The organism is Thiocapsa marina 5811 (assembly GCF_000223985.1).
GTDB lineage: Bacteria > Pseudomonadota > Gammaproteobacteria > Chromatiales > Chromatiaceae > Thiocapsa > Thiocapsa marina.
This window is the reverse complement of the sequence record NZ_AFWV01000013.1, coordinates 66,907-90,183: the sequence shown is the minus strand read 5'-3', so window position 1 is coordinate 90,183 and position 23,277 is coordinate 66,907. Positions and strand designations below refer to the sequence as shown.

Sequence of the window (23,277 nt, the reverse complement as noted above, 5' to 3'; positions counted from 1 at the left end):
GAGCGCGGTTTAATCTCCGACCCTCCAGCCGCCAACAGGGGAAACGCCTCATGCAACTCGCTATGATCGGGCTCGGCCGAATGGGCGCCAACATGGTGCTCCGTCTCATGCGCGCCGGCCATCGGTGTGTCGTCTATGATCGGGATCCCGCCGCCGTCGCGGCGCTGGTCGCCGAAGGCGCCGTCGGCGCGAAGGATATGGCCGATCTCTGCGCCAAGCTCGAAGCACCGCGCAACGTCTGGATCATGGTCCCGGCGGCCGTCGTGGACCGCGTCATCGACGACCTGATCCCGCATCTCGCCGCCGGCGACACCATCATCGACGGCGGCAACTCGAACTACCGCGACGATATCGCCCACGCGAAGCGCCTCGCACCGAAGGGGATCCACTTCGTCGACTGCGGGACCAGCGGAGGCGTCTGGGGTCTGGAGCGGGGCTATTGCCTGATGATCGGCGGGGAGGACGAGGCGGTCGAGCGGCTCGATCCCGTCTTCGCCGCCCTCTCGCCCGGCCCGGGCGAGATCGAGCGCACGGCGGGTCGCAGCGGCGACTTCAGTCGCTCCGAGCAAGGCTATCTGCACTGCGGCCCCAACGGTGCGGGTCACTTCGTGAAGATGGTCCACAACGGCATCGAGTATGCGCTGATGGCCGCCTATGCGGAGGGCTTCAACATCCTCAAGCACGCAGGGGTCGGGCTGAACGAGCACACGGTGGATGCCGAGACCGCGCCGCTGGCTAATCCCGAGCATTATCAATACAGTATCGACGTCGGCGAGGTCGCCGAGGTCTGGCGTCGTGGCAGCGTGGTCGCCTCCTGGCTCCTGGACCTGACGGCCACGGCGCTGCGTGCAGACCCGCAGCTCGAAGGGTTCGGCGGTCGGGTCTCGGACTCGGGCGAGGGCCGCTGGACCTGCCTCGCCGCGATCGAGACCGGAACACCTGCCCCGCTGCTCACGACGGCGCTCTTCGAGCGCTTCAGCTCGCGCGGCGAGGCGGATTTCGCCAATCAGATCCTCTCGGCGATGCGCTACCAGTTCGGCGGTCATCACGAGAAGCCCGAACGTTAGACCGCGCCCGGCGGGGTATGCGACGTTTTTGGGTGGGGTCAGCCCCGGCGGACTTCACGAGCGCTGGAGTCGACGCGGTCTAAGATCTTAAAGCATTTATATTTTAAACCGCGTCACTGCTAAGGCTTTTGGACGCCTAAAGGTCGAGATCGCTCGAAAATGAGTATCTCGCTCCGGACGCGGTTTAACTTGAGGAACAAAAAGGAGAGCTCCCTTGCCTACGCAGCGCTTGACCGCCGAAACGACACCGCCCGCCCCGCCGAACGCCATGATCATCTTCGGTGCCGCGGGCGATCTGACCAAGCGCAAGCTGATCCCCGCGCTCTTCCATCTGTGCCACGGAAACCTGCTCCCCGAGACCTTCGCGGTCGTCGGGTTGGACCGCATGGAGATGGATGACGCGACCTTTCAGTCGATGATGGGCGAGGAGGTGAAGCGGAACGTCGGAAACGCTTGGGATGCAGAGACTTGGTCGCGCTTATGCGAGCGTCTTCACTACATGACAGGCAACATTACGGAGGAGGCGACCTATATCGCGCTCTGCGAGCGTTTGTCCGGAATCGACGCCGAGCGCGGAACGGACGGAAACTATCTCTTCTACCTCGCTGTCCCCCCTTCGCTCTTCGGCGACATCACACGCCTGCTCGGCGCCGTCGGGCTGACGGCGGAGAGCGAGAACGACTGGCGGCGGGTGATCATCGAGAAGCCCTTCGGGATTGATCTGGACAGCGCCAAAGCGCTCAACCGGATGCTCCACGAGACCCTGGACGAGGACCAGATCTACCGGATCGACCACTATTTAGGCAAAGAAACCGTTCAGAACATCATGGTCTTTCGGTTTTCCAACGGATTCATCGAGCCGCTCTGGAATCGCCAACACATCGATCACGTCCAGATCACCGTGGCCGAATCCGTCGGCGTGGAGCATCGCGGCCCCTACTACGACACGGCCGGCGCCTTGCGCGACATGATCCCCAACCACCTCTTGGTTCTGCTCGGTTTTCTCGGGATGGAGCCACCCAACTCGTTCGACTCTCAAGCCGTGCGCGACGAGATCAACAAGGTCCTCGACGCCGTCCATCCCTTGACGCCCGAGCAGGTCCTCACCAATGCAGTGCGGGGGCAATACGGCGAGGGCGTGATGCCGAACGGCGAGAAGGTGCCCGCCTACCGATCTTCTCCAGGCGTCGATCCAAACTCCCGTACGGAGACCTTCGCCGCACTCAAGCTGACGATGGACAACTGGCGCTGGGCCGGCGTGCCCTTCTATCTGCGCACCGGCAAACGCTTGACGGCGCAATACACGGAGGTCGTCATCCAGTTCAAGCGCGCACCCAAGATCATGTTTAAGGACGCCGACACCGCCCAGATGAACCCGGACATGCTGGTGCTGCGCATCCAGCCGAACGAAGGCATTCAGATGAGCTTCGGGGCGAAGATCCCGGGGCCGCGGATGCGTGTGGGCACGGTCAACATGGATTTCTGCTACGCCGACTACTTCGGTAATGCCCCGGCAACGGGTTACGAGACACTCATCTACGATTGCATGAACGGCGACGCCACGCTCTTCAAACATGCCGACACGGTCGAGAAAGGCTGGGAGATCGTCGAATCGGTCCAGGACGTCTGGGCGGCCATGCCGCCCCGCGACTTCCCCAACTATGCCGCCGGGACCTGGGGCCCGGCCGCGGCGGGCGATCTGCTCAAAAACGACGGGCGCCTCTGGCGGCGGATTACGACCCCCGATGAATCCACTTGAGGCCCGCGACGCCCGTTGTCCCTGGTGCGACGCCCCGATCGAGCTCACGATCGACCTGAGCGCCGTTCCCCAGACCTACATTGAAGACTGCCAGGTCTGCTGCGCACCGATCGTCGTCCAGGTCGCCATGGACCCGGACCTGGAAGACGACCTGGTCATCACCCTGGAGCGTGACGGCGATTGACACCCTGCGGACGGCGGCACGGTCGCTTGCCCATCCCGGCTGCGAGCTGGTCGCCCATGCGCGATCCGATCGTCTCAAGGCGCCTTAATGCTTGATCATGAACCCGGCCAGGTCGCCGTAGGGTGGACAAGCACGGCGCAGTCCACCAGCGCCAGCGCGGGGTTCGGTGGACTTCGCTCTCGCTCGTCCACCCTACGGCCTGGATGATGAACAATGCGTGGGTCTTGCATACCGAGCCCGCCTCGGGTGAAATTCGCGCCCGAACGGCGTCCGAGACCCGGCGGACGCTCGACCGCGCCAAGATCCGATGAGCCGAGTTTGTCCCGAGACAGGACACGGCGTTAGCGAATCGCTCGATCCTCGACGCGGTTTCCATTCCCAACAAAAAAGTCCTGAACCGCGTCCGCTCCGACGGACCCGGAATCGCCGAGGCCCGATCCCGGACGATTCCGACGTCGAGTGCCCGGGACGCGGTTCAGCAGGAGACATCATGATCGAGGTTCGCGAGCTGAGTCGCAGCTACGGCGAGCTCAAGGCGGTTCAACAGGTGTCGTTCGACATCGGCCGCGGCGAGATCGTCGGTCTGCTCGGCCACAACGGGGCCGGCAAGACCACCATCATGAAGATGATGACCGGTTATCTGGAGCCGAGCAGCGGCTCGATCCGCATCGACGCTCTGGACATCGCCGAGCAGAGGCGCGAGGCGCAACGGCGCATCGGCTATTTGCCCGAGAACTGCCCGCTCTATCCCGAGATGCGGGTGATCGACTACCTGGACTATCAGGCCGCACTGCACGGCATGCCCGACAACCGCCGTCCCGCAGCCATCCGCCGGGCGATCGAGCGCACGGACCTCGGCCCGAAGGCGACCGCGACCATCGCCACCCTCTCGCGCGGCTATCGCCAGCGCGTCGGCGTCGCCCAGGCGATCCTCCACGAGCCTGCCATCCTGATCCTGGACGAGCCGACCAACGGCCTGGACCCCTCGCAGATCCAGCACATGCGCAGCCTGGTCCGCGAGCTGGCCAAGGACGCGACCCTGATCATCTCCACCCACGTCCTGCAGGAGGTCGAGGCGGTGTGCAGCCGGGTGCTCATCATGCGCGGCGGACAACTGGCGCTCGACAGCGCGCTGGATGCCATCGGGCGGCCCAAGCGGCTGCTCGTCACGCTCGACCGCGCGGCAGAGGAGGCGCGGCCGGTGCTCGCACGGATCGAGGGGGTCACGGCCGTAGAGTCTTGGGACGGAGACGCGGGGCTTCGCCATTTCGCCCTGAGCGCTGAGGATCCGCAGGCGCTCGCGCCTGTGGTCGCGAAGGCACTCGGCCGACAACCCTGGAACCTCTACGCGCTCGCACCCGAGCGTCGTGACCTCGAAGACCTCTTCGGGGCCGTGACCTTGGAGCAGATGGAGGTGGCTCATGTCTGACATCCTGCGCGTCGCGCGCCGCGAGCTCGGCGCCTTCTTCGGCTCCCCGGTCGCCTATCTCTTCATCGGCGCCTTCCTGGCGGTCTCGCTCTTCGTTTTCTTCTGGGTCGATGCCTTCTTTGCGCGCAACATCGCCGATGCGCGCCCCCTGTTCGACTGGATGCCCGTGCTGCTGATCTTTCTCTGCGCCGCCCTGACCATGCGCCTCTGGAGCGAGGAGCGACGCGCCGGGACGCTCGAAACACTCATGACCCTGCCGGTGCCGACCCTGCATCTGGTCCTCGGCAAGTTCCTCGCGGGTCTGGCACTGGTCGCGATTGCCTTGGCGCTGACGCTGCCGATCCCGCTGACCGTTTCGGTCCTCGGGCCGATGGACTGGGGCCCGGTGATCGGGGCCTATCTGGCGACACTGCTGCTGGCCTCGGCCTACCTTGCGATTGGTCTGTTCGTCTCCTCGCGCACCGACAACCCGATCGTCGCCCTGATCGGGACCACCTTGGTCGGCGCCCTCCTCTATTTGATCGGCACCCCTGCGCTGACCGGACTGGTCGGGCACGGCGGCGGCGAGCTGCTCCGACTCATCGGCAGCGGCTCGCGCTTCGAGTCCGTCACGCGCGGTGTGATCGATCTACGCGATCTCGTCTACTACCTGAGCATCGTCGGCGCCTTCCTCGCCCTCACCCTCTACAGTCTGGAGCGGCTGCGCTGGGCCGAATCGGACGCCAACCGGCGGCATCATCGACGCTGGACCCTGGTGACCGGGCTCGCGGTCGCCAACCTCTTGGCGGCGAACCTCTGGCTCGGCGCGATCGGCAATGCACGCGTGGATCTCACCGAGGGCCGCGTCTATTCGATCTCGGAGGCGACCCGAACCTATCTCGGTCAGCTACAGGAGCCGCTCCTGATCCGCGGCTATTTCAGCGCGGACACGCACCCTTTGCTGGCCCCGTTGGTTCCCCAGATTCGAGATCTGCTGCGTGAATATCAGATCGCGGGCGGCGGCCGAGTGCAGGTCGAGTTCGTCGATCCTCAACGCTCGCCCGAGCTCGAGCGCGAGGCCGGCGAGCAATACGGGATCCGCCCCGTCGCCTTCCAGACCGCGACCAAGTATCAGGCCTCCGTGGTCAACTCCTATTTCGACCTCTTGATCAAGTACGGCGATCAGTTCGAGACGCTCGGCTTTCAGGACCTGATCGACGTGAAGGTCCAGGGCGAGACCGATCTGGACGTGCGTCTGCGCAACCCCGAGTACGACCTCACCCGCGTGATCCGCAAGGTTCTCTACGGCTATCAAGGCGCCGGTGATCTCTTCGCAAATCTGACCGAACCGGTGCATTTCCGCGGCTTCATCTCGCCGGCCGATCGCCTGCCCGAGCCCTTGCCCGAGCTACGTGCCGACCTGGAGTCGATCCTCTCGGAGCTGGCGGCGAAGGGCGGCGAGCGCTTCCACTTCGAGATCCAGGATCCTGCGGCCGGCGACGGCGCGCTGGCCCAAACGATCGCCGAACAGTTCGGCTTCGAGCCGCTGGTGGTCAGCCTGCTCGATCCCACGCCCTTCTATTTTTACATGGTGCTCGAATCCGGCGATCAGGCCGTTCCGGTTCCGCTCCCCGAGTCGCTCGATCGGGCGGGTCTGACACGCACCATCGAGGCCGGCATCAAGCGATTCGCACCGGGCGTGTTGCGCACCATCGCGCTCTACACGCCGCCGTCGACCCCGGGGATGTTCGGCGAGCCGGCCGCCGGGCCCGGTTACGGCCTGTTGCAGGAGACCCTGCGCACCGGATTCAACCTGCGCGAGACCGATCTCACGTCCGGCCAGGTCCCCGAAGAGACGGATCTATTGATGGTGGTGGGACCCGAGGCCCTGGACGAGCGCCAGCAGTTCGCCATCGACCAATTCCTGATGCAGGGCGGGACCGTCATCCTGGCCGCATCCAGCTTCGATCTGGACCTGGCCGGGGGCTCGATCGCGGCGCAAGCCGCCCCGACCGGGTTGGAAGACTGGCTCGCCCATCAGGGCGTAACACTCGAGCCGAGCCTGGTGCTCGACCCTAAGAACACACCCTTTCCGATCCCGGTGCAGCGCGATCTGGGTGGCTTCACCGTCGAAGAGATTCAGACGCTCGACTATCCCTATTTCCCGGATGTCCGCAGCGACGGACTTGCGCAGGACTCCGGAATCACCTCGGGCCTCGGCCAGATCACCATGAACTGGTCATCGCCGATTCAGGTCGATGCCGAGAAGAATGCCGATCGGCGCGTGATCGAGCTGATCCGCAGCTCGTCCGGGTCCTGGACCAGCGAATCGGAGAACATGCAGCCCGACTTCGAGACCCACGGCACTCTCGGTTTCGCGCGCGGCGAGGATCGCGGCAGCCGAGTGCTCGCCGTCGCGGTCGAGGGACACTTCGACTCGGCCTTCGCGGGGCGTCCCTCGCCGCTTCTGGAAGACACGCCGTCCGAAGAGACCGCGCCTGAAGACGCCGACGCGCACGCGATCGACCCCGACACTGGCGAACCTGTCGAGGAGAAGACCCCTGTCATCTCGGGCGTCGTGGAGAGCTCGCCCGCATCGGCGCGCCTGATCCTGATCGGCTCTTCGACCTTCCTCTCGGATACCGCCATCAGTCTGGCGACCGAGGCCACCCAGAGCCGTTATCTCAAACCGCTGGAGCTGATCCAAAACGCCGTCGACTGGTCACTGGAGGATCGAGGCCTGCTCACGCTGCGCGGACGCGGTCAGTTCAACCGGCTGCTCGAGCCGGTAGGCCGCGAGGGTCGCCTCTTCTGGGAGACCCTGAACTATGTCCTGGCGCTCGCCGGTCTGGCCTTGGTGTATTGGCTGTACCGACGCTCCAGGGCACGGCGCGAGCGAACCGACGAGGCGATTCTGGGCGATCTTCCGCGTGCTTGATCCCGGGTTAAACCGCGTCCAGAGCGACATGCTAACTTTCGAGTCAGTTCGACGTTTGGTACAACCACAACCCTTAGCAGAGACGCGGTTTAAAATAATAAACTTTTTAATACCTTAAACCGCGCTAGCTCCGGCGGTCTTCAGATCTGCCGGGGCCGATCCCATCCAAAACCTTCGCATGCCGCGCCGAGCGCGGTTTAAGACGAGAATGACCGACATGAGTGTTCAATCCGACACCGGCTGGCGCCCGGACCTGCTCGCGCCGATCGTCATGGGGCTGGCCGGGTTGCTGGTCCTGCAGATCCTGCTCGCACTCGGTTTGAATCTGGGGGGCGGTCGCGCACTCGCACCGAGCGCCGCGGACATTCCGCTGCTCGGGATTGCGCCCGATCAGGTCCAGTCCCTGCGCATCGAGAACGGTGACGGGACCGAGTCCGTGACCCTGGTTCGCCGCAACGACACCTGGGTCGACGTGGATCTGGACGAGCTCCCGGTTCAGAGCGCCAAGGTCGAGCAAGTCCTCGAGGAGCTTACCGCGCTGAAGCGACCCCTTCCGATCGCCACCAGCGAAGAGGCCCGCGAGCGCTTCAAGGTCGCCGACGACGCCTTCGAGCGACGCCTGACGCTCGACGGCGAGGCGGGACCGATCGCCGGTCTCCTGATCGGAGACTCGCCCGGCTTCCGGCGCGTCTTCGCGCGCCTCCCGGGGGAGCCGGCCGTCTATGAGCTGCGGCTCGCCTTGTCCGACGTCTCCGCGCGACGAGATGATTGGATCGAGGTCGGGCTGCTGCGCTTGGAGGGCGAGCAGATCACCCGCATCGCCGCTAACGAGTGGATTCTGAGCAAGGACGAAGCGGGCGTCTGGGCGCTCGCGGACGAGGATCGGCCGATCGATGAAGAGACGGTCTCGGCCCTGGTGCTGCGCCTCGCCAATCTGGGTTACCGGGGCGTGCTCGGTGTCGTGGATGATCCCGCCTACCGTCAGCAGGATCCCCTGATGGATCTCGAGATCGGGCTCGCCGACGGATCGAAGCGGCGCTATCGGATCTCGCAGGCCGAGGATAGCCAGGACTATGTCCTGAAGGCTGCCGATCGGCCCTGGTTCTTCAAACTCTCCGAATTCGATCTCGGGGAATTGCTCGACATCGAGGTCGCGGATCTTCTTGGGGCCGACGACTCGGCCGATCCATCCGCAAGCGTCGAGCCCTCGAGCCCCCCGGAGACACCGCCGATGCCGGAGGAGCTGAGCGAGGAGCCGCAACCCGCCGAATGACGCATGACGAGTGTGGGTCCGACTCCGGACCCGCTCCGCACCGCCGCGGCGTTGCGCCCACTTACGGGAGGGGACGGTGGGCCTCGCCGGCGTGCCTTGTCCCGATACGCATGGACTCCCCGCTCGCACCTTGCGTAGATGACCGGCCGGAAGTAACGCCAACCGTCGTCGCGAAGCGGCGACACCTCCCGGGATAGACGACTTGCAGTCGTCCTCTTCCACCGGAGCCACAATCGGCAGGCTCGCGCTCCACGCGACGCTCTAGCAACCCGCCCTGAACCCGCTTCTGCTGGGCGTCGAAGCGGCTTCCAGTCGCTTGACGCGCCGGCATAGCGCCTCTCGGATGGGCGGAGGTCAAACGCCGACGTGAGCGCCGTTAGGGCCTTCCGGCGGTCTCGCCGGGGACAAGGACGACTGCAAGCATCGTGCATATAGATTCTGAGACATCCTCGATCCCAGTGAGGCGCAGTCTGGAATTTTTTATTTTTTGATACGTTAAACCGCGCCAACTCCAACAGTCGTCGGAGCTGGCATAGCCAAACCAGTCCAACACATGCCGCATACCGCACCGGGCGCGGTTTAAGATCCACCAGCCCAACACGCCCGGACGGTCCTCTGGTGGAGGATCCCGCCCTTCGCTATCCTTGCGGACCGATCGCCCACTCTCGGAGTCCATCGTGTCCGACCGTCTGCGCATCACCTGGTACGGCGTCACCATTTTTCTCAGCTCGGCCTTCCTTCTGGTCCTGGAGATCCTCGCGGGCCGCCTGATCGCGCCGTACGTCGGGGTGTCGCTCTACACCTGGACCGCCATCATCGGCGTCATCCTCGCCGGGTTGTCGCTCGGAAACTGGCTCGGCGGCATCTGGGCCGATCGCGGCGGCAACGAGCTGGCGGCCGGCATCACGCTGGCGCTGGCCGGGCTCTTCAGTCTCGGCATCCTCTTCCTCTTGACGCTGGTCGCACCGCTCATCGAGGCGCGCGAGATGACCCTGCTGGGCGCGAGCTTTTTCTATGTCCTCGCGCTCTTCTTCATGCCGGCCGTGTTGCTCGGTGTGGTGACGCCGCTTCTGACGACGCTGGCCCTGGGGATGGATCGACGCACCGGCCATATCGTCGGACGCATGCACGCGCTGGCGGCGCTGGGCAGCATTCTGGGCACCTTCATCACGGGCTACGTGCTGATCCAGTATCTGGGCACGCGCGGCATCGTCATCGGGACCGCGCTCGGGCTCTTTCTGCTCGCACTGCCGTTTTTCAAAGGGCGCTCGCGCGTGGCGCCCGTCGCCGCGCTGGTCGCGGCGGTCGGTCTGATCCTGGTCACGGATGCGCGCAACGGCTTCTCCAATCCCTGCGACCGCGAAAGCAACTATTTCTGCATTCGGGTCATCGACGATTCCGAACGCGCTCCCCTCGGCGTCGCGCGCAGCCTGGTGCTGGACCATCTCATCCACGGCACCAATCACGATAGCGAGCCCGGCATGCTGATCTCCCCCTATGTGCAGTTGATGGACGAGCTCGCACTCGAGCACTTCGGAGAAGACAAGGCCGAGACGCTACGCTGGTTCTTCGCGGGCGGCGGCGCCTACACCCTGCCCCGCTCGGTCCGCTCGCGGACCCCGAACGCGACCGTCGCCGTCGCCGAGCTGGACCCGCTGGTCACGCGCACGGCCGAAGATGGGCTGTTCCTGGACACCGAAGGGATGCGCGTCGTCCACGCGGACGCGCGGATCGTCCTCACCCGAGAGCCCTCCGAGTGCTACGACGTAATCGTCTCCGATGCCTTCCACGACATCTCCATCCCCTATCACCTCGTGACCCATGAGTACGCGGAGCTTGTAAAATCCCGGCTGGCCCCGGACGGGATCTATCTGCTCAACGTCCTGGACGCCTTTCCGGATCCGCGCTTGGTCAAGAGCATGATGAAGACCTTGTCCGAGTCGTTCGAGCACGTGCATGTCTGGATGGACATGGTCCCGCCCGAGGCCGAGCGCATGACCTTCGTCATCTCCGCGAGCGATGCCCGCGAGCCGCCCGAGACGCTCGTCGCCCGGCGTGGTTTCGATCATCGCTGGCTGCGCGTCACCGAGCCCATGATGCGGACCGGAACCGCCTTCGACGCGCTGCCGCTCTTGACCGATAACTACGTCCCCGTCGAGCGGTTGGTCTCGGAGTTCTATTTCGAGGATCTGGGGCGGTGAACAACAACACCTCTCCGGCGTCGAATCAAGGCGCAGGATGCCGATCGGCTCGGCATCGAGCCAATACCGCGAGCAAGGTGATTTAAACTAAACCGCGCCCAGCGCGGTCTTTGAGATGTTTTAGGATGGGATCGGCCCCGGCAGACTCGACGATTTTTGGAGCTGGCGCGGTTTAAAGTTTTTAAAAAATATAAAATTCTGAACCGCGTCTCCGCCATGGGTGGTGAAATCACCAAGGCCGAATACAACATGAAAAAGACGCAGGTCGCTCTGGACGCGGTTTAGAGCGCATCTCCGGACGGCGCGCGACGGGAGGGACACATGGCCCTGGCACGGGAAGACATCGAGTTCATCAAGGCCCATTTAGGCGAATGGCTGGCCGAGCAATCCTTCGCCAAGCCGCCGGCTGTCTACGAGATCGAGCTGCGCGAACGCATGGTGCGGGTCGAGGAGGAGCTCAGGCACCAGCGCGAGCTGATCCAGACCATCCTGGTGCAGATGGACAAGCGCTTCGACGCGGTGGAGAAGCGTTTCGAGCAGATGCAGTTGAACATGGACAAACGCTTCGAGGCCGTTGATAAGCGCTTCGAGCAAATGCAGCTGAACATGGATCAGCGCTTCGATGCAGTCGACAAACGTTTCGAATCCATGGACAAACGTTTCGAATCCATGGACAAACGCTTCGAAGAGCTGAGCCGGCGGCTCGACCGCTTCATGTTCTGGTCTCTCGGTCTGACGATCAGCGTCGGCGCGTTGGTGGTCGCAGCCATTCGCCTGTGGCCTTAAACCACGCACGGAGCAGAGACGCCGCGCGCACTGTTTTAGCCCGACAAGGTCTCCATCCGAATCCGCGTCACCTCACCCTGCACCGAGTCCAGCGCCTCGATCCGCGCGATCGCCTCGTTCATTTGCCGTTCGACGACACGATGGGTCAGCATCACCAGCGGAACATGGGTCTGACCCTCTTCCGGCTCCTTCTGCTTGATCGCCTCGATACTGATGCCCTGCTCGCCCAGGATGCTCGCGATCCGGGCCATGACGCCGGGCTGATCGAGCGCCGCAAGACGCAGATAGTAGGCGGTCTGCACCGCCTCCATCGGCATGACCGGGGTGTCGGCCAACTCATCGGGTTGGAACGCGAGATGCGGGACCCGGTTGTTCGGATCCGTGGTCAAGGCGCGCGTCACATCCACCAGATCCGCGACCACCGCCGAGGCCGTCGGCAGTGCGCCCGCCCCGGCGCCGTAGTAGAGGGTCGGTCCGACCGCATCGCCCTTGACTAGAACGGCGTTCATTACCCCGTCGACGTTCGCAATGAGACGGCGCTCGGGGATCAGCGTCGGGTGCACTCGCAGCTCGATCCCGTCCTCGCTGCGACGCGTGATCCCGAGGTGTTTGATCCGGTAGCCCAGCTCAGCGGCGTAGGCCACGTCCAACGCACCGACCTTCGAGATGCCCTCGGTAAAACACCGCTCGAACTGGAGCGGAACACCGAAGGCGAGGGAGCTGAGAATCGTTAGCTTGTGCGCGGCGTCGATACCTTCGACGTCGAAGGTCGGATCGGCCTCCGCGTAACCCAACGCCTGAGCCTCGGCGAGGACATCGGCGAAATCGCGGCCCTTGTCGCGCATCTCGGTCAGGATGAAGTTGCCGGTGCCGTTGATGATGCCGGCGATCCACTCGATGTGATTTGCCGCCAGACCTTCGCGCAAGGCCTTGATGATGGGAATCCCGCCGGCGACCGCCGCCTCGAAGCCCACCATGACGCCGCGCTCGCGCGCTGCGGCGAAGATCTCGTTGCCGTGGCGTGCGATCAGCGCCTTGTTGGCGGTGACGACGTGCTTTCCGTTCTCGATCGCCTTGAGTACGAGCTCGAGCGCAGGCGAGTATCCTCCGATCAGCTCGACGACGATCCGGACCTCGGGATCCTCGACCACGGCGAAGGCATCCGAGCCGATCCGAGTGATCGCCTCCAGACCTTCAATATGCTCCGGATCATAGTCACGTGCCGCCGCGTGCGAGATCTCGATCCCCCGACCGGCGCGACGCGCGATCTCCGCGGCATTGCGCGACAAGACCGTCACGGTGCCGCCGCCGACCGTCCCCAAACCCAGAAGTCCGACCTTCACCGGTTCCATTCATGCACCCCTTGTTCGCAAATCGGTTCGCCGAAGCGGACACCTACCTGTTCGAAAGCTCAGCTCCCGGCCCGCGACTCGCGGCGGAACATCTCTTTGATCCCGCGGATCGCCTGACGGGTACGATGCTCGTTCTCGATCAGCCCGAAACGCACGTGGCCGTCCCCGTATTCGCCGAAGCCGATCCCGGGCGAGACGGCGACCTTGGCCTCCTGCAGGAGCTTCTTGGAAAACTCAAGCGAGCCGAGCGACCGATAGGGCTCGGGAATGGGCGCCCAGACGAACATGGTCGCCTTCGGCGGCTCGATCGGCCAACCTGCGGCGTTCAGTCCGCTGCAGAGGACATCCCGCCGGCTCTCGTAGGTGTCGCTGATCTCGCGCACGCAATCCTGCGGCCCCTCGAGTGCCGCGATGGCCGCGACCTGGATCGGCGTGAAGGTCCCGTAGTCGAGATAGGACTTGATGCGCGCGAGCGCGGCGACCAGGGTTCGGTTGCCGCACATGAAACCGACACGCCAGCCCGGCATGTTGTAGCTCTTGGACATCGAGAAGAACTCGACGGCGATGTCCTTCGCGCCCGGGATCTGCAGAATCGAGGGGGCACGATAGCCGTCGAAGACAATGTCGGCGTAGGCGATGTCGTGGACCACCCAGATCCCGTGCTCGGAGGCGATGTCGATGACCTTTTGGAAGAATTCCAGCTCCACGCATTGCGTCGTCGGATTACCCGGAAAATTCAGCACCAGCATCTTGGGCTTCGGCCAAGAGTCCTGGATGGCGCGTTGCAGCTCCTCGAAGAAGTCCACGTCCGGCGTCAGTCGCACATGGCGCACGTCCGCGCCGGCGATGATGAATCCGTAGGGATGGATCGGATAGGCCGGATTCGGTACCAAAACCGAATCCCCTGCCCCCATGGTGGCGAGCGCCAAATGGGCGAGCCCTTCCTTGGACCCGATGGTCACGATCGCCTCGCTGTCCGGATCCAGATGGACATCGAAGCGATCGCGATACCAATGACAGATGGCGCGGCGCAGGCGCGGGATCCCGCGCGAGACCGAATACCGATGCGTGTCCTTGCGGACCGACGCCTCGACCAGCTTGTCGACGATGTGCTGCGGGGTCGGCTGGTCGGGATTCCCCATCCCGAAATCGATGATGTCCTCGCCCCGCGCTCGCGCCTCGGCCTTCAACTCGTTGACGATGTTGAAGACATAGGGCGGCAGCCGCTTGATGCGGTGAAATTCGGGCTCGGGGGCGACCACTGGACAACCTCTTGACGCTGGGAGTGGGGAAAACGTTGAAGTCTACAGTCCCGCCCGCCGGATTCAAAGTCGATGCATCAGTACTTCACCGAGCACCCGTAGGGCCGTGTCACCGGGGTCGCGATCGGGTTGCCGGCAGCCAGATCCGCCATGGCGAGACGCACGTAGTTGCTCGCAGCCGCGATGTCCGCCTGATCGGTCGTCGGCTTATCGTCGATGCCTCCCATGTAAACCAGTGTCCCTGCGGGATCGATGATGTACATGTGCGGCGTGGTCTTGGCATCGTAAGCGCGGCCCATGGCCCCGGAGGTATCGAGCAGGACCGCCGTGGGCGCAGCGCCTCGATCGTCGGTGAGATCATCGGCCTTCGCCGGACTCACATGCCCCTGTTTGCCGGAGGCCGAGGAGATGACCGAAAGCCACACATAACCCGCGTCGGTCGCCTCCTTCTGCACGGCCTGCATGTTGCCGGAGGCGTAGTGTTTAACCACGTACGGGCAATCGTGATTGGTCCATTCCAGGATGATCGTCTTGCCCGCAAGACCGCCGAGGCTCCAGGTCTCGCCTGCGGTGTCGACGACGCTGAAATCCGGAGCCGGGGCGCCGACCTTGGGTGCCGCGACGGCGACGCCGACGGACAGTGTCGCCGCCAAGGCGACCGCGCCGAAGACAAGGGTCTTCGAAAAAGCCTGCTTCATGGTTCTCTCCTTCGCTCTGGTGGGTGATCGGTGATCCCTATGCTTCGGGCCACGCAGACGCGACGTCTCGGGCTCGACTCATCCATCGCGCCCCGGCGATCCCTGTGTCGACGTGCGGATCGCGCGTCGAACCAGGTCCTCGGTCAGGATCTGCGGGAGAACCTGCGGATCCCCGTCGGGCGGATAGAAGACATAGAGCGGGACGCCGTTGCGCCCGTGCTCGGCAAGATAGGCGGTGATCGCGGGGTCGCGATTGGTCCAATCGCCCTTGAGATACAGTACCCCTGCATCCGAGAAGGTCCGCGCGACGTCCGACGCGCTCAAGGCGACCCGCTCGTTGACCAGACAGGTGATGCACCAGGCGGCCGTCATGTTGACGAAGACAGGTCGGCGCTCCGCGCGCGCCGCGGCGAGGCGCTCCGGCGAATAGGGCTCGCTCGCGAGGCCGCTCCCGGATTCGTCGCCCGGGGACGGTACAGGAGCGGTCAGCCGATCGGTCGTCACCCCGAGATAAAGAGCGCCGATCAGCGCTGCGGAGGTGGCGGCGACACCGAGGCGCCGTCGCGCCGATGGCAGACTGCGCGTACGCTCGCGCAACCAAAGCCCGAAGGCCGACAAGACTAGACCGCCGAGCACCAGCGCGACCCCGCCCGATCCGGTCTGCACGCTCAGGACCCAGACCAACCAGGCCGCGGCCGCGAACATCGGAAAGGCGAGCGCCTGTTTGAGGGTCTCCATCCAGGCGCCCGGCTTCGGCAGCAAACGGGCCAACCGCGGCACCAGCGACAACACGAGAAAGGGGAGCGCCAAGCCGAACCCCAAGGTCAGCATGATCGCCAACGCGAGCGGCCAGCTCAGGGTGACGGCATAGCCCAAGGCGGCGCCCATAAAGGGCGCGGTGCAAGGCGCGGCGACCAAAGCCGCCAAGGCGCCGGTCCCGAAGGCACCCGCGGTCCCCGATCCGGTTCCGGTGCCACCCAGGCTCATCAGCCGGGCGCCGATGGTGATCGCGCCCGACAGGCTCAGGCCGATGACGAAAAAGACGTAGGCCATGAAGGCGACGAAGGGCGGATACTGGAGCTGAAAACCCCAACCGACGGCCGCCCCGCCGGCCCGCAAGGCCAACAAGAGCGCCGCGAGCCCGGCGAAGAAGAGGAGCACCCCCGCGGTGTAGGCCAAACCATGGAGGACGCGCTCGCGCGCCGCCTCCGGGCCCTGTCCGGACAGGCTATGGATCAGACTCAATGCCTTCATCGCCAGGATCGGAAAGACGCACGGCATCAGGTTCAGGATCAGGCCGCCGAGCAAGGCGAAGACGAACGCCAGCGGCAACCCGATCGGACGATCGGGCGGGATGGTGCCGGGGAGCGACCCGCGCACGGCCGCGATCTCGTAGGACCGCACCTCCCCGCGCATGTCAGCGACCACCAGCAGGCCATCGGGCGCGGCTTGATCCGCCAATGCACCGGGCGACAGATCGATCCGCAGCTGGCCGTCGACCAGCCGCCAAGACTGCTGCGCGGCGTGCTCGATCAGACCCCATTCCCCGGCGAAGAACCAGACCCCGTCGATCTCCTGCGGCAACCCGTCTGCGGGGATGACGAGACCGAGTCCCGTGCCCGCAGCGCCGAGCACGGCGCCCTCGATTCGCCCCCGGGGCAATTCCGCACGGGCCGCAGCGAAGACCTCGGCCTGCGCCGGATCGATCGGGGCCGGTCCGACCGCCTCCCCTGCCCCTGCCGCCGTGGCAAGTGTCAGATCGAATCGGCCCGATTCCGGGATGCAGTGCTCCTCGCACACCAGCCAATCGACATCCGCGCGGATGCGCACGGGCTCGCCGATCGGCCAATCCGCAGGTACGGAGAGCGCGATCAGATGAACGGCGCGCTCGGAATAGCCGTAGTTGGTCAAAGGACCGACCGGGATCAGCTCGGGTCTCGGCCAACGCAGAGGGCCGGCTTCAACACCGTCCGGCAAGGTCCATTCAATGCGTGGGGGATCGCCCGAGTCGCCCGGATTGCGCCAGTAGGTGTGCCAGCCCGGTCGGATCTCGAACACCAGGGCCAGGTCGAGGGTTTCGCCCGGCGCAACCTCGATCCGCTCCGCGACCAGGCGCGCGGTCACGTTTTCGGTCGTCACAGGATTGGCCGGCACCGCGCTCGACCAGACGAGCAACAGAACACAGAGGGCAAAGCCGGCCCGAAAAACCCCGCGAAATGCCGATCGACGCCGAAGAAAGTCCGACGACGGCTCGGTATACATCCCCGCCATCACCGGCGCCGCCCCGCTCTCCGCTCCAGTTTGAACGCCGTCATATCCTCGCCCAACGCCGCGTACGGGATGCGATCGGCCCCGCCGAAATGCGCCGACGCACGCGCCACCAGATCGCCGATATCGGCTACGCGTGCATCCGCGTTGGACTCCCCGAGTAGACGTTGCAGGCCGAGCAGTCCGCCGGACTGGATCTTGACCAGCAGGCTGTGGGGCATCTGTGTCGGATCGTCCTCGACGCCCGCCGCAGCCAGAGCACATGCCCTGAGACCGGAGAATACCTGCTCGCAAAGGTCATGCGCGGGCTCGGACAGGCAGTCGAATTCCGAGCCGCCTCGGCGGACGACCTCGCGGGCATGCGGGCAAGCCGCCGTGGACTTGATGAGCGGGGAGGCGAAGGGGCATTTCATCGCGGAACAGTCTCCTCTGGATCGATCGCGTCAAGAAGCGGAACGACCGCATCGCCGAGCCGGATCATCCCGCCCCTGACCACGCGCGCGTTCAACCCGCCGTGGCCGCGCATCGCGTTGTAGCCGCCCGGGCCTAAAGTCTCCTCCATGCGCGAGCACGGAGGGCACGGACCCGTTCCCTCGAGTACTGCCGTCCCGATGCGAAACCGTTGACCTTTCAGCGCGGTGAGATTGACACCGGAGACAACGAGATTACGCCGCAACAGGGCGGGATCGATCGCATCCCGGCGCAAGAGTGCGGCCAAGACCGCGAGATGTTCAGCCTGCATAAGCGTCACGCCGCGCGCGCCCGACCGGCCCGCGTAGTGATCGCCCTCCAGCCCCTGCCCGGCCAACGCCGTAACGGCCGTACAGACGATGACGTCCGCCCGGCGGGCCGGTCGTCGGCCGATCCACGCCACCTCGCCCGGATGCGGAAATCGTGCGAGCAAAACCGAAAGTGAATCCATGCGATGGCCTACGGCTTGAATTTCCCGACTCGAGCCAAGATCGGGGCAATAAGAGCGCGGACAAGACGCACACCTCGCCCGCGGGATCCTTTCGGCCTTCGCGCCGTCAAACCGCGGACAGCCGTCGTGCCGGCTGATGCGGTTGACGTCCGCGCCGTCTTCCGTCCAAAAACAACCTCGATCAGACGTGACTCGCCATGCCCCGAATCTCTCTCCCGCTCCGCCTCGCCGCGGCTATCGTCGCAACCGCACTGACACTTGCGGGATGCAGCCGCGTCGGCATCGCCTACAACACCGGCGATTTCCTCGTGACGGCCTACGCGAAGGACTACCTTGACCTAGAGCAAGGCCAACTTCAGCGTTGGGAGCCGCTTCTCGACGCCGAGCTGTCACGTCATCGCGCCGAGGAGCTGCCCTATTTGGCGGCCTATTTCGACCAAATCCTCGCCGCAAGCGAGGCGGGTTTCGATACGCGCAACATGGACTGCCTGACCGGCCAATTTCGGGACATCTACCGACGCCAGGCGCGTTTCGCGGTCAATCTCGCAGCACCGCTTCTAGCCGAGCTGACTCCGGCGCAAATCGAGCGACTGGACCAGCGCTTTCGCGAAGAGGCCGCGGAGGACCGCGCCGAGATTGCGGGGCGCAGCACCGCGCGCGAAAAGGAGAAACGCGCCCGACGCTACGTCAAATCCATCGAGGACTGGACCGGCCCGCTGAGCGCGGAGCAGCGGGCGATCGTCGCCGAGGTGACCGGGCGCATGCCCGACACCCAGGCGAGCCTGGTCGACTATCGCACCGCCAAACGAGAGAAGCTGATCGCGCTGATCCGGAACAAGGCTGCCGAGCCCCAGATCGAGCAATTCCTCGCTGATTGGCTCGTCGACTTCGACGACCTGCCGCCGGAACTCGATCAAGGTGGCCGCGAGTTGGGAGAGCGGATCGACGAACTCTTTGTCAATCTCGGCAGGACCTTCGACGCCAGTCAACGTGATCGATTAAACAAGCGCTTACGCAGCCTTCGCGATGACTTCATGCAGCTTCAGAAGCAACCGAGAATGGCGCCGATGACCTGTTGAACCAGCATTGAACCGCGTCAGGAGGGACATGCTTGGATCGCACGAGCTTCATTGGGTTCGGTACCCGTTCGTCAAACAGCCGAACGACCCTATCACTCGAGACGCGGTTTAGGTCTAGAAGAGGTCGTCCATCACCCGGGGCGCGGATCGACGCACGGAGGTATCGGCCTTTCTGGTCGGGCCCGCGACCCTGACCGGCTCGGGGCCGAGAAGCGCATTGCTGAATTCCTCGTTGACCATCTCGAGGATACCGCTTTTTGCCTTGGTCTCGGTGCCACGGGTCGGGTCGACACGCACCTGTACCATGCCGGGAGGCGGATCGAGCTGCGCGATCGGGAGGTTCTCGAGTGCGGTGCCCATGAAATCAACCCACATCCCGAGCGCGGCCCGACCGCCCTCCTCGCCGCGGCCGAGCTTCTCGAAGTCATCGAAGCCCATCCAGGCGATCGTCACGAAGTCGGCCTGGTAGCCGGCAAACCAGGAGTCGCGCACGTCGTTCGTCGTACCCGTCTTGCCCACAATGTCCTCGCGCTTCAGCTTCTTGGCGCGTGTTCCCGTTCCGGCCTCGACAACCTCTCGCAACAGCGAGGTGATCTGATAGGCAATCCTCGGGTCGATGACCTGCGGCGCGTCGGCGCCGGTCTGCGTGCCCTGCACCAGGGCCGGTTCATCGCCGTAGCGGTACCAACACTCGGAGCAGGATCGCGGCGCTCGCGACTCGAAGAGGATCCGCCCGTCGCCGGTCTCGATGCGTTGGATGAAATAGGGCGTCACATGGTAGCCGCCGTTGGCAAAAACGGCATAGCCTTCAGCCAGCTTCATCGGCGACATCTCGCCGGTTCCCAAGGCCATGGAGAGACCCAAAGGCATGGCGTCCAGGTCAAATCCGAAGGCACGGATGTAGTTCTGCGCATCCTCCAAACCGACGCTTTGCAGCAGATTGATGGCGGCCAGGTTGCGCGAGAGCGCAAGGGCACGCCGCATCCGGATCGGCCCCATTTCCTTGCGATCGGAATTGCGCGGGTTCCAATCTTGCTCGCCGATCAGCTTCACCGTCTCGTCCTTGATCAAACTCGCCGGCGTCCAACCCTCATGCAGGGCGGCGGCATAGACGAATGGCTTGAAGCTCGAGCCCGGCTGACGGCGCATATCGACCGCTCGGTTGAACTTGCTCGCGTTGAACGAATAGCCCCCGACCAAGGCACGCACCGCGCCGTCCTGCGGCGCGATCGAGACCAATGCCCCCGCGACACTCGGTAGCTGCCCGAGCTCCCAACGCCCCTCGCCGTCCTTGCCCGGCCCCTCATTGTGGAGTCGAACGAGGTCCCCGACCGCAAGGACATCCGTCACCCGCCGCGGTCGGGGGCCGCGCCAATTCGCATTGCGGAACTCCTGCGCCCAGGCAACCTGTTTGAGGCCCAGCTCGACGCGGCGCCCGGAGCCGATATAGACCTCCGCCTCGCCGGCGGAGGCGCGTGTCACCAGCCCCGGCGTCAAGTCCGGGATCCCGATGACGCTCTCGAGATAGGCGTCCATGTCGGCCTCCGTCGCGCCGTCGAGGTCGATCTTCGCCTCGGCGCCGCGATAGCCGTGGCGTCGATCGTAATCGCGCAAGGCCCGGCGCACCGCCGCCTGTGCGGCGCTCTGCAAACGTGAATCGACCGTCGTGGTAACCCGAAGGCCCTGACTGAGCGCCTCCTCGCCGTAATGTTGAACAACGGTCTGACGGGCCATCTCCGCGATGTAACCTGCATCGAGATCCGGTTGACGCCGATGCAAGCGGGCCATGTCGGGTGTCAAGACCGCAATCTCGTACTCCTCCCGGTCGATCTGACCGAGCTCGAGCATGCGCGAGAGGATGTAGTTGCGTCGTTCGAGCGCCCGTTCCGGATTGGTGACGGGGTTGTTGCTGGAGGGCGCCTTCGGGATACCTGCCAACATCGCCGCCTCGGCGGGGGTGAGCGCGTCGAGATCCTTGTCGTAGTAGAGCGCGGCCGCGGCCGAGATGCCGTAGGCACGGTGGCCGAAAAAGATCTGATTCAGATAGAGATCGAGGATCTGATCCTTTGTCAGGGTCCGTTCGACCTGGAGCGTGAGCAAGACCTCTGCGAGCTTGCGTTGGAAGGTCTTCTCGGAGCTGAGCAGGAAGTTACGCGTCACCTGCATGGTGATGGTGCTTCCGCCTTGCGCCTTGGTGCCGGTGGAAACGAAGCTCAGCAAGGCACGACCGATGCCGATCGCATCGACCCCGCCATGCTCGAAGAAGCGGGCATCCTCGGTCGCGAGGAAGGCATTGATCACCAGCGGCGGGATGTCTTCGTAGGCCACCGGACGGCGCCGCTCGACGCCGAACTCCGCGATCAGGCCGCCGTCGCTGCTGTAGACACGCAGCGGCTCCTCGAATTGGACCTGAGTGAGACTCTCGACGCTCGGAAGCTCCGGGGCATGGACCGACACGAAAACACCTGCCCCGAGGAGACCCAAGGCAAGGAGTTGAAGGGGCGCACCCAAGACCGCGAGAAAGCCCGTAAACCAACCGAAAACGGAGCGGCGACGCCGCGCAACCCGGCGGTCGCCGCGATGCTTGGTCCGTGCTGCGCGTGCCGAGCGCTTCCCGTCCCTCGGCGGTGCATGCGGCGGATCGGAGCGCAGATCTCCCTCGAGACCCAAGCGCGCGCCGGAGTCGAGCATCTCGCGATTTTCCGCGGGCTTTTGGAAAGGTCGAATCCCTCCGGACCCCGGCGTCGAGCTATCGGACTTTCGGTTCACCTGCACCTCCGCCCGCCTCGCCCGGTCGACGCAGATGTCGCCCGGGTGCAGCAAGTCTCTTCATCATTTTTGTCGGGAGCGATTGTACACTAGGGCTCTTCGAACCGGCCGTGCTGGATCGGGCGTCGAACGCGATCCGATCGTCAGGCCCTCGGCATCGTGGCGTCCAAAGATTGGAGAGAGCTAATCATGCGCGAACTGGACCCGCCCCCCCGCAATCCTCTGCCGAGCGCGAGGCCGAACCGGGAACCGAGGCAACAGACTCGGCAAAGACCTCGTTTCTCATGAGTTTTCTTCGACTCACTGCCTCCGCGGCTTGGCTGTCGATCGCCGTCTTCGAGGGCGTCGCCGCCGCCGACGCCCCAGAGCCTGCCTTGGTCACGGCGGTCCCCGCGATGCGCGAGGTCGCGCTTGTCGGGTTCACCCGCGCCCTCGCGGAGGCACCCTTGGTCGCAGAGACGGACGGGCGGGTCCAAGCGCTCTTCGCCGATATCGGCGACCGGATCGACGAAAGCGGGCGCTTCGTTCAACTGGACACGACCTTCCTTCAGCTCGATCTCGAGGAGATCGACGTCCAAGAGGAGCGCCTGCGCTCGCAGATCGAATACGATCAACGCGAGGTCACCCGATTTCGGGAGCTGGTGCGCCAAAACAGCGCTTCGGCCTCCCAATTGGACACGCTCGAGCAATCGCTGCGCGACAACAGTCACGCCTTGAGGGCGCTGGATGTCAAACGGCGCATGCTCGAAGAGCGTTTGGCGCGTGCGACCATCTCCGCGCCTGTCGGTTGGTCGGTCACCGCACGCAGTGTCGAGCTCGGACAATGGGTCCGCGGCGGCGAGACGGTCGGTCGCGCGGCGGACTTCTCCACCCTCTTGGTCCCCTTCGCCTTGACCCCCGAGCAGTTCAGTGCTCTCGAGCAGACACGCTCGGATCTCGCCTTGGAGGTCCTGGACGTCGGCGACACGGCCGACGACGCGGTCCGGGCGCGCATCCACCGCGTCAACCCCGGGTTCGATCCGGAGACCCGCAAGATCGCCGTCGAGCTGGCCCTGACCGAAGCGCTGGAGCCCGCGCGCGGCGGGCTGCGCGTGCGCCTGCGCCTGCGTCTGCCCGAGGCTACGGGCGCCGTCAGTTTGCCGCCCTCGGCGCTCGACTCGAGCTACGAGGAATCCTGGGTCATTCGCGAGAGCGGCGAGCGGGTCTCGGCGCTGACGCTTGGACCCGATGCACTGAACCCGGACCTTATTCGGGTGACGGCCCCGGGGCTGAAGCCCGGGGATCGGGTGCGCGTGGGCGGGAGTCGCTGAC

Annotated in this window: 17 protein-coding genes; 10 read left to right on the top strand and 7 right to left on the bottom strand. The window is 64.9% G+C overall.

All coding sequences use genetic code 11. The annotated features are described in order from the left end of the window. Positions 1-50 precede the first annotated feature (50 nt). The 8 genes from gnd (at position 51) to THIMADRAFT_RS18545 (ending at position 11,616) form a co-directional block, all read left to right on the top strand. The gene (gene gnd, locus THIMADRAFT_RS18580) at positions 51-1,067 is read left to right on the top strand and encodes a phosphogluconate dehydrogenase (NAD(+)-dependent, decarboxylating) (protein ID WP_007194635.1); all 1,017 of its coding nucleotides are present in this window, start codon (positions 51-53) and stop codon (positions 1,065-1,067) included. Positions 1,068-1,335: 268 nt separating this feature from the next. Then, entirely contained in the window at positions 1,336-2,826 is a 1,491-nt protein-coding gene (gene zwf / locus THIMADRAFT_RS18575) for a glucose-6-phosphate dehydrogenase (RefSeq protein ID WP_050799624.1), read from the top strand. Continuing rightward, entirely contained in the window at positions 2,813-3,010 is a 198-nt protein-coding gene (locus THIMADRAFT_RS18570) for a CPXCG motif-containing cysteine-rich protein (protein ID WP_007194633.1), read from the top strand. The genes zwf and THIMADRAFT_RS18570 overlap by 14 nt, the downstream gene beginning before the upstream one ends. A 490-nt stretch (positions 3,011-3,500) precedes the next feature. After that, entirely contained in the window at positions 3,501-4,439 is a 939-nt protein-coding gene (locus THIMADRAFT_RS18565; protein WP_007194632.1) for an ABC transporter ATP-binding protein, read from the top strand. Beyond that, positions 4,432-7,356 (top strand): Gldg family protein, encoded by a 2,925-nt coding sequence (locus THIMADRAFT_RS18560; RefSeq protein ID WP_007194631.1) that lies wholly within the window; start codon positions 4,432-4,434, stop codon positions 7,354-7,356. Before THIMADRAFT_RS18565 ends, THIMADRAFT_RS18560 begins: the two co-directional genes overlap by 8 nt. 217 nt (positions 7,357-7,573) lie before the next feature. After that, a complete protein-coding gene (locus THIMADRAFT_RS18555) occupies positions 7,574-8,629 on the top strand; it encodes a DUF4340 domain-containing protein (RefSeq protein ID WP_007194630.1) in 1,056 nt (351 codons plus the stop codon). A gap of 677 nt (positions 8,630-9,306) precedes the next feature. Continuing rightward, on the top strand, positions 9,307-10,830 hold the full coding sequence (locus tag THIMADRAFT_RS18550; protein ID WP_007194629.1) for a fused MFS/spermidine synthase: 1,524 nt from the start codon (positions 9,307-9,309) through the stop codon (positions 10,828-10,830). A 321-nt stretch (positions 10,831-11,151) separates the two neighbouring features. Then, positions 11,152-11,616 carry a hypothetical protein gene (locus THIMADRAFT_RS18545; RefSeq protein ID WP_007194628.1) on the top strand — a complete coding sequence of 155 codons (465 nt, stop codon included), beginning with the start codon at positions 11,152-11,154 and terminating at the stop codon, positions 11,614-11,616. A 35-nt stretch (positions 11,617-11,651) separates the two neighbouring features. On the opposite strand, the gene THIMADRAFT_RS18540 is transcribed toward THIMADRAFT_RS18545, so the two are convergent. The 6 genes from THIMADRAFT_RS18540 to THIMADRAFT_RS18515 form a co-directional block, all read right to left on the bottom strand. Then, entirely contained in the window at positions 11,652-12,968 is a 1,317-nt protein-coding gene (locus THIMADRAFT_RS18540; protein ID WP_007194627.1) for a homoserine dehydrogenase, read from the bottom strand. Between the two features lie 59 nt (positions 12,969-13,027). Further along, entirely contained in the window at positions 13,028-14,230 is a 1,203-nt protein-coding gene (gene alaC, locus THIMADRAFT_RS18535) for an alanine transaminase (RefSeq protein WP_007194626.1), read from the bottom strand. Positions 14,231-14,307: 77 nt separating this feature from the next. Continuing rightward, positions 14,308-14,928 (bottom strand): redoxin domain-containing protein, encoded by a 621-nt coding sequence (locus tag THIMADRAFT_RS18530; RefSeq protein WP_007194625.1) that lies wholly within the window; start codon positions 14,926-14,928, stop codon positions 14,308-14,310. Between the two features lie 78 nt (positions 14,929-15,006). After that, entirely contained in the window at positions 15,007-17,067 is a 2,061-nt protein-coding gene (locus THIMADRAFT_RS18525) for a protein-disulfide reductase DsbD family protein (protein WP_233490297.1), read from the bottom strand. 131 nt (positions 17,068-17,198) lie between these two features. Continuing rightward, positions 17,199-17,609, bottom strand: coding sequence for a hypothetical protein (locus THIMADRAFT_RS18520; protein ID WP_007194623.1), 411 nt, complete (start codon positions 17,607-17,609; stop codon positions 17,199-17,201). After that, positions 17,606-18,118 (bottom strand): MOSC domain-containing protein, encoded by a 513-nt coding sequence (locus tag THIMADRAFT_RS18515; RefSeq protein ID WP_007194622.1) that lies wholly within the window; start codon positions 18,116-18,118, stop codon positions 17,606-17,608. Before THIMADRAFT_RS18515 ends, THIMADRAFT_RS18520 begins: the two co-directional genes overlap by 4 nt. Before the next feature lie 197 nt (positions 18,119-18,315). Between THIMADRAFT_RS18515 and THIMADRAFT_RS18510 the strand changes: the two genes are divergently transcribed. Beyond that, the gene (locus THIMADRAFT_RS18510) at positions 18,316-19,197 is read left to right on the top strand and encodes a DUF6279 family lipoprotein (RefSeq protein WP_007194621.1); all 882 of its coding nucleotides are present in this window, start codon (positions 18,316-18,318) and stop codon (positions 19,195-19,197) included. A gap of 114 nt (positions 19,198-19,311) precedes the next feature. Here THIMADRAFT_RS18510 and THIMADRAFT_RS18505 read toward each other — a convergent pair whose 3' ends face one another. Beyond that, positions 19,312-21,888 (bottom strand): penicillin-binding protein 1A, encoded by a 2,577-nt coding sequence (locus THIMADRAFT_RS18505; protein ID WP_007194620.1) that lies wholly within the window; start codon positions 21,886-21,888, stop codon positions 19,312-19,314. Between the two features lie 362 nt (positions 21,889-22,250). Here THIMADRAFT_RS18505 and THIMADRAFT_RS18500 point away from each other — a divergent pair, with 362 nt between their 5' ends. Then, positions 22,251-23,276, top strand: a complete 1,026-nt coding sequence (locus THIMADRAFT_RS18500; protein WP_007194619.1) for an efflux RND transporter periplasmic adaptor subunit — start codon at positions 22,251-22,253, stop codon at positions 23,274-23,276. Position 23,277 lies beyond the last annotated feature (1 nt).

Coding starts and splice junctions, on each gene's coding strand:
- gnd (WP_007194635.1), top strand. CDS start 51: ATGCAACTCGCTATGATCGGGCTCGGCCGAATGGGCGCCAACATGGTG.
- zwf (WP_050799624.1), top strand. CDS start 1,336: ATGATCATCTTCGGTGCCGCGGGCGATCTGACCAAGCGCAAGCTGATC.
- THIMADRAFT_RS18570 (WP_007194633.1), top strand. CDS start 2,813: ATGAATCCACTTGAGGCCCGCGACGCCCGTTGTCCCTGGTGCGACGCC.
- THIMADRAFT_RS18565 (WP_007194632.1), top strand. CDS start 3,501: ATGATCGAGGTTCGCGAGCTGAGTCGCAGCTACGGCGAGCTCAAGGCG.
- THIMADRAFT_RS18560 (WP_007194631.1), top strand. CDS start 4,432: ATGTCTGACATCCTGCGCGTCGCGCGCCGCGAGCTCGGCGCCTTCTTC.
- THIMADRAFT_RS18555 (WP_007194630.1), top strand. CDS start 7,574: ATGAGTGTTCAATCCGACACCGGCTGGCGCCCGGACCTGCTCGCGCCG.
- THIMADRAFT_RS18545 (WP_007194628.1), top strand. CDS start 11,152: ATGGCCCTGGCACGGGAAGACATCGAGTTCATCAAGGCCCATTTAGGC.
- THIMADRAFT_RS18540 (WP_007194627.1), bottom strand. CDS start 12,968: ATGGAACCGGTGAAGGTCGGACTTCTGGGTTTGGGGACGGTCGGCGGC.
- THIMADRAFT_RS18530 (WP_007194625.1), bottom strand. CDS start 14,928: ATGAAGCAGGCTTTTTCGAAGACCCTTGTCTTCGGCGCGGTCGCCTTG.
- THIMADRAFT_RS18520 (WP_007194623.1), bottom strand. CDS start 17,609: ATGAAATGCCCCTTCGCCTCCCCGCTCATCAAGTCCACGGCGGCTTGC.
- THIMADRAFT_RS18515 (WP_007194622.1), bottom strand. CDS start 18,118: ATGGATTCACTTTCGGTTTTGCTCGCACGATTTCCGCATCCGGGCGAG.
- THIMADRAFT_RS18510 (WP_007194621.1), top strand. CDS start 18,316: ATGCCCCGAATCTCTCTCCCGCTCCGCCTCGCCGCGGCTATCGTCGCA.
- THIMADRAFT_RS18505 (WP_007194620.1), bottom strand. CDS start 21,888: ATGCTCGACTCCGGCGCGCGCTTGGGTCTCGAGGGAGATCTGCGCTCC.
- THIMADRAFT_RS18500 (WP_007194619.1), top strand. CDS start 22,251: ATGAGTTTTCTTCGACTCACTGCCTCCGCGGCTTGGCTGTCGATCGCC.